Source organism: Bacillus sp. HMSC036E02 (genome assembly GCF_001836235.1).
Lineage (GTDB): Bacteria > Bacillota > Bacilli > Bacillales > Bacillaceae_G > Bacillus_A > Bacillus_A cereus.
Genome location: NZ_KV827856.1, coordinates 367,279 through 382,190 on the forward strand (window position 1 = coordinate 367,279; position 14,912 = coordinate 382,190).

Consider the following 14,912-nt stretch of genomic DNA (forward strand, 5'->3'; position numbering starts at 1 on the left):
ATGTCTTATACACATCTTTATTGTAACCACTAAATGTATTAAATGGCTTAGTCGCATAATGATTAAATCGGTTCATAACGCCGCTTGCCATAGAGTTATCTTCGATGTCTTTAGCCGTTTTAATTGTTGCATCCGGCTTTTCATATAGAGCAAACATTCCATCCCAAGGGCGACAATAAGCTTCAAAATTCATATAGTCTTTATCTAACTTAATCAACTTCTCGTAATGTTCTGCGAGTTGCTTAACTGCTGTTTGTAAATTGTATCTCCAGTTATACATCAAGCGTTTTACTTCATCAACCTTCATGTCGGCTGAAGAAACATCTACTTGAGCTAATCCTACACGTCCGGATTTACTTACAGAAGGTTTTGTTCCTTTGAAATGCTTCCACTGACTTGTTTTATCAAGGAATGCTTTCATAAGTGTCATGAATCTCTCTTTTGTGATTTTTAAATCTGTTTTGTGGAAATCATTCGACTTAATACGTTCTGATTTTTGCGGTGATTTAATAGTGTCTTTTTGGATTAGCTTAGTAACACTAGTCATATCAGAATTGTGTAGCTTATTACGATTTGCTTCAAAACTTGCAGAATAAAGAGCATCTGCAGGTTCATAAGAAACCAGTTTTTTAGATGAATCTGCATCTTTTAAATCTCCACGACACTCTTCAATGAATTCAGGGGCTGAATAGTACTTCTTGAAATACTTATCAACTAAACTATTAAGCTCTTGGTAGATAAGCGCTTCATCACCACTAGGGTCTTTAGCCAACGTACCATAATCATTTCCACCATCAGGGAAAAGTGTTTTCCATTCTTCCATAGTTGGGAAGGTTTCGTACGCAAATTTATCATCTTTTTTCTCTGTTAAAAACTTTTGAACTTCTGCGTTCTTTACTGCAGCAGTACCACTTTGATCTGCTATAACAGTTCCTGCTGATGTATTTGGTGTATCATATTTCACAGTTTCTAACGCTTTGCCCCAACTAAACTTCCAATCAAGGGGCTCTACACCTTCAGTATCTTGCATTTCCTTAAGTTTTTTCCAGTCTTCTTCGGTAGTATCAAACAGTTTTTCAGACATATTGCTTGTATAAGCAGCTACACCTGTAGCATCAAACATGTTTACCTGATGATTTCCGTTGTATGACTCTTCAATTAACTGTCTTAACGTGCTACCTGTAGAGAAATAGAAGTCTGGGTCAAGATATGTTCCTTTTGTTAGGTTTTGATACTCTGTTACCCCTGCATCCATCTCTGGTAATACAGCATTAATTTCAGCGTAAGTTGGGAGTTCCATATCTGGATAAACTTCCAGTTTGTGAAGTCTAGCTTCAATCAAACGGTCATTCATAAATGCCATTTTATTAGCCTTTAGCTTTTCAGAATCCATATGTTTACTGTTACCAGGTAAATCTTTTAGTTCCTCACTTTGACGTTGTGTCTTATTAAACCCAATACCTTGAAGCATAATTTGATATCTTCCAGGATAGTTAGGAACTGTATTTACAGAAATACCTTCAAACATTACATATCGAATACCAAATAATTGTGCAAGATCGTTTTCAATACCAATATATCCGTTTGTAATACCCTGATTATATGTCTTAGCGTAGTAATCAGAAATCGCAATAAGATTATTAAAATCTCTTGCACCACCTTCATCAACTTCTAAGATTAAATCAATATATGGGTCTCCACCCCCCATAAATTGTAAAGTTGCAGATTCACTGGATTGAACATTAGACATGCTAAACTCATTTGAGAAACGAGCATTGATAGAAATGGGGATAACTCCCCCAGATATTGGGTACTCTTTCATTGGAATCACAAGTTCAGTAGCTTCAATAATTTTCATATTTTCATTGAAAGCATCCTCGTACTTGTTTATTTCTTCTTCCATCGCTTTTGTACCATTAGCAATTTTTTTCAATGTCTCTATCACACTAGACTCAGCAGGAATACAGAATTTTCCTTTTGCATAAAACTTCTTGAATTGACTTTCAAGAAGTTTTTGGTTACCTGCATCTTTAAGTTTCTTTAAGATAATAAGACCGCTTTCTTCTTTTCCCTTGTATTGTTCTTCTGAATAATCCACTGGAGGGTCTTCATCATAGTAATTGAGTATTGCGGATACATCCGACCAATCAAATCGAGTCTTAAAGTATACACGAGATTGATATGGGATAAAGATTTCCTGGTCAACAAGATTGACAAACGAACCTTTGTATTTACCATCATAAATTTCAGAAAACATTTCCGCTCCTTTAACTAGAACATTTTCTGCTTTTTCTGTTTTTAATTTGTATTTCTTTTGGAGTTCTTTGACCATGTACCAATAGTTAACATCACCAAAACCTTTTCGAAGGTCATCAATAATCATTTCTTCCTCAAACTTAGAATCTTTATAACGTTTATACTGATCCAAGATTTCGTTAACAACAGATGCATCTGCTTTTTTATTTTTGTAATCCTGATTCTTTGTCTTTAAATCACTTCGTCTTTGCTCTGGAGAATCTGCATTTTTCATATAATCAATAGCGTGCTTTCGTGTAGATAGGATAGTTTCATCAGCAAGAGTGAATTTGATATCACTTTTAATTGGACCTTCTAACCCTTTGAAGAAACGATACTTGTCTCCACGATTCGATAGAGATTGATTATAATACCATCTTAACATTGGATAATTTATAGAGTCTCCCAATGTGCTTTTATCCATTAAGTATGCTTCTGAATTAAATTCAACAAGCGTTAACTTGGCGATTAAGGACTCTGGGAAATTAGGGACTGTTGTTACTTCAATATTCATTAAAGCTACATCACGAATACCTAACACATCATTAATGTAGTAGTTATCAATTGGAAGAAACGGCGCTTTAGAAAATTGTCCAAGTAATGGTCTAAGTCCATCGACATAGAAGTGCTTAGCTTCTTCTCCTTTTGCATATTCTTTCTTCCACGGATATTTCTTACCATTAATTGATTCAATATCGTGGAAATAAAGATCCATACTTAAAGTAGTAAGTGTTTGACCACTGTTAACTAATACAGAGGATTTTGTACGAAGTGCTTTTATTTTTGAGATATTCGAAGTTTTGTTTATCTCAATAGAAGTAGGCGGTATTGTAAGGATAACATCCCCAATCCTAACCTTTGAATGTCTTTTTAAATCATCTATTGTTTTTATTCCATCTGTAAAAACAGGCAATCTATCATCGTAAGGACTAAAGAAATTTAGCGCGTTATCAATTGGGCCTGTTGTACCTTTGATGTTGCTTGTTTCAGGATTGAAGTCTTCATCATACGGTTTGTCACTACTAATATCAGGAGTACTATCTCCATTATTTGAGCCTGCTGAAGGAGTACCAACTCCTATACTATATGCTTTTAAACCTAATTCAGCAATCCAATACCACGGATTAAGAACTGTTAAAGTGTTGGCAGACTCAAACGGATAGAGACCGAGAGGAATATGCGGGAATTGCTCAGATTTGGTTACTAAAAGGGATTTGTTTACATGAACAAATGTTATATCTTTCTTTTCATCTTGCTTAACCTTATCTAGCAAAATATCAGCACTTTTCTCATTTGTTGCATAAATATCAGCTATATAAAAACCAGCTTTTTTATCCATTAAAGGTGCATCTCCACCTTTTTTACGGTCAAAATGAATAAGGACAAGTGGTTTTTGAGCTGCTTCTCCCCCCAAGATTTCCTTGTTGTATTTATACGCTTCTTCTCCAATCGTGTACATATCCTGCATTGTAACCCCATATATTTTTCCTAACTTAGTATTTCTAGGGTTTTTGTAGGACTCTGCTCCCGGTTGAAATATTTCGGGTGTTTCTACACCGTTATATCGAATTGTAATTGTTTGTTCTACTTTCAAATAATCGGATAAAAAATTAGATAACTTTACCAACTTCACATCAATTGTATCACCGTCTATAACTTTTTCTAATCTTCCAACCGCAATGTAGTCTGAAGAAGCAATTTTTTCTTCACGTCTCTCCATTACATTAAAGGATTCACTATTTTCTTCTACCTTTTGCTGAGCTAATTCTAATGGGTTAGAGCGCACTTTTTTTTCGTAGTAAAAACGAGCATTTGATAATAGCCTATGAGAATTGTAACCACAATCCAGATAAACAATTTGGTCACGCATCATTATGACTTCCATCTCTCTATTATTCTCAATTGAATAAAAACTAATGTCTACGGGGTACCGAGATACTTTCTTTTCGACTTCTGAAAGGAACACACTAAATCTTGGGCTTGCAGTTACATTCCCTTTGTCACCTACATTAATAAATGTGTAGTTTTCATTTATGTATATACCAACACGCCAAGGCGCATTTTTTCTAACTCTTGTTAGAGAGGTAATTAATATTTTTTCTTTCAACCTGGTCACCTCTTTTTCTGTATTAAAACAAATGAGAGCTAACAAAATGTTAACTCTCATTTGTCTATTAATATGCATAACCCTTATTCATCGCATTTGCAATAGCGCTCTCTAACCACTTGCTGTCAATTTTTTTCGAATTATCATTTACGTTAACACTCGTGTTCATTTTGACATTCGACATTGCCATGATTTCATTGTTTATCATCGCTGCTAGATTATTATGATTCATTCTCTTACTAGCTGATGCCTTTACAGAGATGTTAATGTACTCACCATTTTGATTAGGTGTTATACGGGCCGTAGGGGACCCTAAAGTTTCAGGTGCTACTGGTGCCATCTCTTGCAGGCCTTCTGGTGTTGGTGTACCTTTCATTAGAGCGCTTGTCGCCCATAATTCATCAAATCCTATAGTCCCCATCCCAGCTAAACTTGTAGCACTTCCACTGAATACTTTCTTACCAACAGTCGCAATATCTAATAGTGATTCATTCATCCCATTATGCATTGTATGATGAAGTGGCATTGCTTTATTCAAGAAAAATTCTGGCTCAACAGCTATTCTTTTATCCATTACTTCTTCTACGTTTTGACCTGAACCTTCTGCCTCATCGAATGGCTCTTTTTTTGATTTTGTCATCTTCATAAACTCTGCAGATATCCTCATACTTGTATTATCTATACTGCCAATTGTAGAAAAGATAGCACGAGCTAGAATTGATTTTTCTTGTTCGGCTTTACCAACCCCAGGTTCATCATTCTTAGCTGTTCTCCAGTCATTATATACACCCGTACCTTTACGATTTTTTTCGTATGCTCCAGCACCATATAGATTTCCAAGAGTGAGGTTCTCAGCACTATTTTCTGAGAAGAATGCTTCAGAAGCATTGATTACATCAACTGCTAATTTGTTATTTTCCTTATCAGAATCACGCAATCTTATGATCTCATTCACCACAGTATTTCTTTGTTTCTCATCATTTATTCCAGAAGGAGTTAAAAACACCGCTAAGTTATCTCCACTAAAATTCCCAGAAATATGCTTAACCCTACTCGTTTTTGAAGTTGAATCACTAAAATTTGCAATAAGTTGAGAAATTTCTCTATTAATTTCCGTTTCTAGAACTCCACGTCGCGTCACTGTATCGCTTGCGGAAAACTTATCTGTTGTAAACAAGTCATTGTACTCTTCTGTTTTTCTAATAATAGAAGTATAGTAGCCTTTTAATGTATCAAGGAATTCTGTTTTCTCAACAAAATTAACATTACCAGGTAGTTTCATTGAGTTAATATCCAAAAGAGGAATGTATTGATTTGCTGCAAATTCTGGAAGCTTCAAGTATGCCGTTCCTTTTGTTCTAAGTAAGTGTTCTTGGACTTTCTTACCTTTAACACCAGGATCTAAATTAAATTCCATCAATCCAGCGTTAATAACAGTTTTTCTGTAATCCTCAACATTGAAAGGTTGGGTATAATCAAACTTTTGTGGAATTGCTTCAAATGAATCCTTACTTACATGAAGTACACCATCTTTCATCTTTGCATTTACATCAGTCATTAGCCTCGTACTATTAGGAGTGTAATCAATAACTACATCTCCTGTTTTAGGTTCCCAATTATTTTCATAGTTACCAACAAACTTAACCATTTCATTAAATACTTTTTGTTGTGCTTTAATTTCTGGCTTTACTTTAGAACTATAAACCATATCATGCATAAAGTTAGAATATATAGAGGATTCTCCCGGAACATATAACCCTGTTCGAAAATCAGAATCATCTAATACCCCAGGCTCTTTAACCGTGTTCTTACTATGATTAATTCCACCATGACGATCCCAAGCCTCATAGGCCATTGTGATGTCAGCAAATACTTCACGGTTAAGACCTAACTTCCTCATCCACTTAGATGAAAGCTCCTCACGTCCTTTATAGTCTAGCTGTTTTCCATTTAAACCAAAATTAGAATCCACTACATACTGGCCATCTTTATTAGTTGTTTTAATACCAAGCATTTGTTCAACATCCTTATAGAATGAAGATAACGCTCTTTCTTCAGTAGCATAGTCATTAGTGATTTTCTTATTCATTACAGAACCACTGAATTGTTGACGAATTTGAGTATCGTAACCACGGATTAAGGCCGGTAAATCAGTAGAACCGTCCTTTTCCACTTGATGAGAAATCACCTGTTCTACCCCTTCTACGCCGTATAAATCACCCATAATATCACCAAGCATTGGGGTCATAGTAGCACGGAAACCACCCTCAGTTACCACTTTAAATCCATGTCCTGTTTCACGTTGTCTACCTAATACAAGCGATTTTTTATTGATGTCATCTACGTTGAAGCCAAGGATAGATACTGTATCACCTTTCTTAAAACGTTTTTTATCAATAATTTTATTTTTGATATTGTTAAGTTCATATTTTCCAAGAGTAAGATGATTTCTCTCATTGAACATAGAATTGATATCAATCTCTAATGGTTTATTAAAAGCGATTCCTTTCTCTTTCCATAAACCATTACCAAGACCTTGTTTTTCAGCTTCTTTTTCAATAGCTACCTCAATATAGTTGTTGAACATTACTTTTTCGGCGTTCATATTGATACGAACCTCATCCATTCCATCAAAAGCCTTCATTAACTTGTAATCCATAAATGCGTAACCTTCACTATTAGAAAGCATCCTTATGTCTAAAGACTCCTTCATTTGTCTTGCTTCTACAGGAGAGATTTGTTTTTTTAATTGAGCTGTGTCAATCATACTCTTATATTTCATAATAGTGTTAGCATCTTCCAGCTTTAATGCAATTTCTTCACTCGTCATATAACCAGTTTGCATTGTAATACCACGAACCTCATTTGCATCATCAAGAGCTTTGAATAAAGCTGATGAAATAAAACTATTTTTTGTACGGAACGATTGATTTTTACCCAAGTTACGTAACACTTTTGATGCAACTTCGTGGTCTACCTTTCGGTAATTGATTAGCTTATGTGGACTCTCTATTGTTTTAGCATAGTAGTTACCTAATGCCATGTAAGTACGAGCGTTTACATTTGTAGTCCCAACAAGCTCTTTTGAAGCTGACCGGTTATTAATCCCAACCAAACTTCCTTTTAGTCCAGAAGCACCTTTTGCAAAATCAAGAAGTTCTCCGGCAATAGCGTAATCTTTTGCCCTCTGTCCCATCGCTTCAAAGAATGTAATTCCTTTTTCAATTGCATTTTGAGCAATAATGTCGGCAGAAGCACTAATTCCTAATCGTTTAGAATTTGCACGATACCATGACTCTGCATATCCTGTGATATCCCATTTGCTTGAAAGGAATTCGTCACTCATAACCGATTTGCTATCAAACATTTCCCCATTATCAAAGTGTAATTTACGACTTGCATCAGTAGGCACTGAATTTATTTGTCTTCCAATACGGTAACGTAGCCCTTGTCTTATTTGAACAAATGCATTATTGCCACCTATACTTTCAGCTCTCTCAGACAGCTCTTTGGCTCTCTTAGAATAATCAAGAATCATATTAAGAGCATCTGTTACCGATGTACTATGATAAGCACCTTTTACACCAATACCAGAACGAATAACAGAAGCTTTTTGGTTTCCACCGTATTTCACCTTCATGTTCTTATCAAAGGATGGAAGCTCAATAGTTGCTAATCTAGGGTTTCGAACCAATTCTTCATATGTCTTTACTTTACTTAAATCCATAATACTCTTCTTACTAGCTAAGATAAGTATAGGATTACCACCGTCCATAAATCGAATTTGAGTGTTGAAGTATTCGCTGTAAGCTGACATGATTTTATCAACAAGTTCTTCGTACTTAGCAGCCATACCGCTTGTCTTACTAATTACGTTTAGATCATTTATTCCATGTGTACCAAATTTTTTCTCAAATAATCTCTTAATACGGTTATCTTGCTCTTTTAAAAATTTCTTTAATGAACTATTACCGTTTAATAATTCGTTAGCATTTTTGTATGAACGAGCATTTTCAATACTTTCACGCATAACATTTGGTAGATGCTTCATCAAACCTTTAATTGCAGTTACACGGCTATCTGTCATCTGATTGGTTACTTCACGAACAAAATTGTCTGTACCCATGTTTTCTATCTTTTCACGAACGAGGTTTGACATCTCAATCAGAGCTATTTCAGTTTTATTTCCCGACATAAATTCCTTCTTCATCTGATTCACAAGATATTTCACATCATTAGAGGCTTTTCTATCTTGTGAAATTTTGAAATTATTAATGATTATTTTTTGCAATTCATCAATACGAGCTAACTTATATGACTTTTCCAGATCCCCAATACAATTCCCTCTTCTGTCGTTAATATAAGAACTGAAAAAAGCTTTAATTGAATTCGTGTCTTTTGCATTAAATATTGTATTGTCTTCTTTATCAAAATTAAAATTAAAAAATTTATTTCCTTTAGCAGTTACTTGAGCTTTATTATCTCCTTTCTCATCTAACTTATTTTTAATGTGGCGCAGTGCAATTAACTTCTGTTCGTCATTTAATCCTGAATCTTTGAGAGTACTAATAGCTGTTCTCCAGACATCTCTTTCTCCCTCTAATCGTGCGACCATATAAGGGAATTTCATAGCTAATTCTTCTGTCCCACCATTTTTGATAATGTGTAATCTCCAGTCAAAATCTTCTTCAACACTACCCGCTTTATCTAGATAGTGATAGTACTCCTTCATTTTATTCCATCCATTAGTGTCGAACATTCGTTCATATTCACGAAAAGAAGCGTCAAATTTTATCTTTAAGTCACGCAAATTTCTAGAAATTGCATCATCCATTGGCATGAAAGAACTATGAATTTGCTGTGCTAATCCCTCCTGCGTTTCGGACATTAATAAAAGGACTTTCCCCTTTATATCTTTAGAATCAAGCCTTACGCCAAAACCTTTTTTATCTGCACCTGTTAACGCTACATCTTTGAGGAATTCTTGAATTACGAAGGTTTCATTTGAAGGGAGTAATGTCTTTAAATTTTCTAACCGAGGTACTATGCTTTCCTTATTTTCACCAATTTCACCCACAAGATTGTATTTGTGTTTATCTTTGTCAAAGTAACCTCTTTGATAAGAAAATAATTCCTTACCTATTTCTAGAGTATTTTTCTTTATTGCTGATGAAGAAAAATCATAAGTAGCAGACTTTTCTGCTCCCTCAATAAATGATTTGATTTTTTTGTGAGTAAACCCAGCAATATCAATATTTGCTTGAATATCATTTTTTGCTAAATGATATAGATATGAAGGGCTTTTCCCTTCAATTGCTACTTTACCCGCTTTAATTTTCCTTTTCGCTAAAATAGCTTGGTAAATATGTTCTTGACGTAAACTAGCACCAGTTAATGAATATGGATTTTCAACTGTTGCAGAGTATCCATGAAAAAAGTCTAGTGAACTTTTCGCTGCATCTGCAAAGAATTTTTTTGTACTTGTGTCCTTTATTATTCCAAGAATGGCTGGTAAATCGTAGTGATGGATATTATATCCTCCTAATTTTGCATTACTAGACATAATATAGCCTTGAAAAATAGATAAGGCATCTTCAAGTTTTGTCCCTTTATGAAACAGGTTATTAAGACCACGTTCAATTACTTCTATTGTATTTCTTGTAAAAGCCGTGTCTGTAGGAAGAACACGTGAATGCCCTAATAGAGACATATAGGATTTCCCATTACTTGTTGCACGCTTAAATTTACTTTCATCAGAATATTTAGTTAGATCCAGTAATATACGATGTATGTCTTGTGAAACTGACATGATCGGATTTTGCTTTAATTTATTAATTTGCTGTTTTAATTGGGAATACGCATCCTTTTCAGGAGCGACTGCCATTGAAAGAATAGCCCCGTTCTTTTTAACAAAGTCTTTTCCATTAAACTTAGTTCCACCAAAAGATAACCCAGTCATAGCAAATAGGTCTAATCCTTTACTACTTCTCATGTGTTCAGGCGTTCCAATTGCTTCTATATCAAAGAATACTACATTGTCTTCATTTTTTAATTTTATAAAAGGGTCTAATGCTTGTTGAGCATTTACATTAAAGCTATTTGGAGTACGAGCCAACTCCCAAATACCTAACGAACTTATACGATTATCTTTCGTTAATTCATTATATGTTTGAGCTATTGCACTTTGTCTGTATTTAAACGCTGCACGTTCAGTTTGATTTTCTATTCTAATTTCACCAAAATCTTCTGCTGATTCATAATCGGGTATTAACACCCTGTTTTTAATAGGCACTCTTTTAATATCTTCCATAATACCCTCCTAATAAATAACGGCGCTCGTCTAAAAAGACTGAACGCCGCTTAATGTATTCTAGAATAATGAGGAATGTACTCCCGCATTAAGACCATCTAAAATTTCATTTTTCACATCTTTCATGATGTCGATGGAAGTATTGATTCCACCTGGTCCTTCACCATAAGAAGTAGTTAATTGAACATCTACATCTGATAGTCCCATTCCTAATAACACATCACGCAAGCGACCGATATTAATCAAACTACTTAAAGAGTGTATTGGAATTACTTTTTCTCCTGTTTTTTCCGCTCTAGTTTGATTCTTACTCCAATCACCAGAAGTAATTGGATTTCCCCCCTTCTTCTGCATAACCTTGATTTTTATACCATCAAGATTTGTACTTGCGTTCCATCCAGTCCAATTTTCAGTTGGTAGATAATGAGTATTAAAATAATCTTCAATGCCTTCTTGTTTATCTACTTTAAGCCCCCAACTGTCCTGTAAAATTCCTTTTGTGTCTTCAGGAACATATCCTAGAATCTCTTGACCTTCTTTACTGCTATTCGTCTCAAAGAATCGAGGAATATATTTTTGCCCTTTTGGTGTTAAGGCTCCCATTAACGATGTGCCATCAGAGTCTTCAGTCTCACCCATGCTATAAAAAATACCTTTATACTCTTGTCGAGACTTTATAGCCAAGGTTAGGTACTTACCTGCTTGATTAGTTTCTTTTGTAGACGAAATATCTTCTAGTCCATCGAAAAGTTCATTAATTTGTGATTTAACGGCTTCGGTGTCACCATAACCCATTTTTTTAGCCCAGGACAATGTTTTCTTCTTATCTGTTGAGTAGCCTTTTAATCCTTTGTTTTTTCGTTCTTTTCCATCTGTATCATCAAAGAACGCTTCTAAACTTGCACTTCCTTTACTTTGAACACATTTACTAGATTTATCCAAAATATCAAAATACTGATTAATTTCTCGTTCGCCTTCACGCACTTGAGGAACAAAAACATTATTTAGTCGAGAAATAATTCTTCGTGCACCCATATTTGTGATTTCCTCGCCAGTAATAACTTGATTTTGAGAAACAACCGTATTACCTTCGTATAGCTGGGGCCAAAGTCTCCAATCTGAATCGTATACTTGGTCTCTCTTATAACTTTCAATGGATGTACGTTTCTGTAAGAACATATCGGCTATTTTTCCGGTGAAAGGTATTTTAGGAAGAAAATCATGCGTTACCATTTCAATATATTTCCCATCAGCTACCGAGGCGTATGTATTATTCATTCGAGCAACAAAATCTCTAGTAAAACCAATTTTATCTTTCTCACCGAATTTAAAATACTGTGCCATCCAATCAATAACACCTTGGTTATCTTCCTGAGTTAATTTAACTGAAGTGTCAAACTCTTGAACCATAAACGTATGTGTATCGATACTTTTAGGAACTGTTCCATTTTTTTCTCGAATTTCAACATTTGAGAACTTCTTATTGTTCCAATGATATGTACCTTGATTATCGTAAATCAGCCTTGTAATCTCATCAGAACCTGTTCCATCCAAATGATACTTATCAGGTGTTTCATGTGCTTTACCAAAAAGTTTTATTTCATCCTTCTGTATTTGATCATTAAGCGATGAGTCTGGTGATTCACCTATACTAGGCAAATCATCAAACATCTTATTTAGGATTCGCGAAGAATAAACTTTGTTAGAACCACGAGAAACATAACGCCGACCAATACCTGATAAGGTACTACCATGATTCCCAACTAAAAAATCTTGATGTGGCGAAGTCCTTAATATTGATGATACAAGTGTTTCCCCACGTCCGGAATCTTCGCATCCAACTCCTGTTTTCGTTAAGAAACCAAAGATATCATCTAACTTTGAAGCACTATAAAATTTCTCTTTAAAAAAATCTGATAACTCATCAATTCGACTAATATCGTCAATAACTTGAGTTGATTTTTTTCCGTTTGCTAAAGTATCTCTATTAATATGACTTCCCGCTAACCTTTCTTTCGAAACAGCTAGCCCTTGCCCAACTAGGGGTGATACCGCGTTGATAGTATTTATTTTTGTATTAAATGTTAGATCACATTCATCATCAATGGCTCCAGAACTCTTTAAATCGTTAATATTAATCTCTGATGCAATTGCTTTTCCAACTTTACTTATGCTACTATCTAAAACTAATTTAGTACTAATAAAACTAACTTTATCTTTATCATTATTTATAACATCTTCAAGGAATACCCTTGCTTCACGAGGCCTTGCATCAATAGTATGAATATTGTCACAACCCAGAAACTCGTTTAATGTTTCTAACCCCTTTATATTCTTTATATCTAATTCAGATAAAATCCCCTTATTTTTTGCAAACTTCTTCACGACATCCGGTGTAAAAACTCCAGTTTCATTATCTAATGCTCTTAAATCGAATTGATGGAATGAACGTCTAAGTTTTTCAATTGCAGAGATACGTACTACGTCGTCATCAAATGTCGGAATCATGAATTCCATTAAGGTTGATAAACTTTTATCCACTGCTGGTTCATTTAAAGATATAAATCCCTTAGAGGGATTTATATACTTCCATGTCCCTCTTACTAATTTTCCAACAGAATTATCCTCGTAAAGTTGCGAGGCATCTCTATCCGTTACCTCTTCTTTATACCCAGAACGAGCATAAGACTTATCCATACGCGAGAACGCACCGAATTGTAATGGTGTTTCAATTAAATCTCCTATGCCAGATTCTGTATAACGAAAAACATTTCCACTAGTATAAAAATGGCCATTATTATTTAATGGATTACGAATATCCTCTTCTTGATTCGTTTTAGTTACACTATCAAATCCTTTATCGCCTAAGTTGCTTGCGAATTTATGAACTTGTCCTGAATCTAATACCTGTAATTCTTCTTTAGATAGACTAGAGTAAAAAGCTTGCCAAGATGTTAGATCCGTCGAATTAGTAATAAATGATGGAGCTTCAACACGTTCCTGGAAAGAATCTATTGCACTAATAGCACCAGCTTTTAAATACCTGTTTTCAATCATTTCACCTGTTTTAGCATGCGTGTATAAATTACTATCAAGAATTATATTTTCAAAGTCGAAAGATATTCCCTTTTTATCTAACAATATCTTTAAATCGTTATTGTATTTATTGTTATTTAAGAAATTTCGTAACTTTGCAGTAACATCAATAGATTTTTCATTTCCTTTTTCATCAATGTCATTAATGATTAACCCATACCTACGCTTAGTAGCTATATCAAATTTTTCAGCATCTTTTAATGTAGTGTAATTAAAGCCTGTTTTCTTTAAATAAGTCATTAATGTGTTGGTCTGATTAATTGCATCTTTGATAAATTCGTAAGCATACGCGGTTTCAATTGCCTTAGCTTGGGGTAGTATTGTACCTTTATTTTCTTCAAATATTTTTTTAATATCCTTGTACCACCCAAGAGTTTGAAGCATTTGCTTTTGAAATACATTTCGTTGCGTATCACCTAGGAATTTAACTTTATGAGCATATTTTCCATTTTCCAGTTGCTTTATAAAATCATTAATGTAATCGCCAGGACTATTGAAAATATCTTTATTCTGATTGTAGTATTGGATAAGGGCTTTGAGGATCTTGTCCCCACCATTGTTTTTAATAGAAGATAGTTTTTGAAGTTTTTCAAGAATTTTATTTTGACGGAATAATTGAGTAGCTTCGTATTCAAATTTGTTAAAACCCCACATATTTCTTTTGTGGAATTCGTTATAATAACGAGTAGTGTATTCCATATTCTTTTGACTTAGACGCTTATTAAGTATCTGCTTCTTTTTAATATTTCTACGGATATAATTTTCTAATTTTTTATACATCTTCTCCTGTATATAACCATCAAAACCACCGCGTAACTTTCTACTAACATAAGCAGTTTTACCAAGACCATTAGATTTCCTCTGCATAAATGCTCCTGCATCGGATACAGTACTGTATTTATAATTATCTTTACTTAACGCAACACTACCTGTAACTGCTACGTTACTAGATAAATGAGATACGGACTTACCTATCATAGAAAAATCGCGATATTCCATTACCCCTTCCCCTATAAAAGAACTTGTTTTGGCTATATTTCTAAGCACATGATTTTTCGCTTTCTCTTCACCCATATAACGTTTATCGACCATACGTCTTCACCA

At 34.4% G+C, this 14,912-nt stretch carries 2 protein-coding genes and 1 pseudogene; all 3 read right to left on the reverse strand.

Annotation, left to right across the window (positions count from 1 at the left end):
- Nucleotides 1-4,402 (reverse strand): annotated as a pseudogene (locus HMPREF2590_RS19945) (nuclease); the annotation flags it as partial.
- Between the two features lie 67 nt (nucleotides 4,403-4,469).
- On the reverse strand, nucleotides 4,470-10,712 hold the full coding sequence (locus HMPREF2590_RS19950; protein ID WP_000389460.1) for a hypothetical protein: 6,243 nt from the start codon (nucleotides 10,710-10,712) through the stop codon (nucleotides 4,470-4,472).
- 60 nt (nucleotides 10,713-10,772) lie between these two features.
- On the reverse strand, nucleotides 10,773-14,900 hold the full coding sequence (locus HMPREF2590_RS19955; protein WP_000227947.1) for a hypothetical protein: 4,128 nt from the start codon (nucleotides 14,898-14,900) through the stop codon (nucleotides 10,773-10,775).
- Nucleotides 14,901-14,912 lie beyond the last annotated feature (12 nt).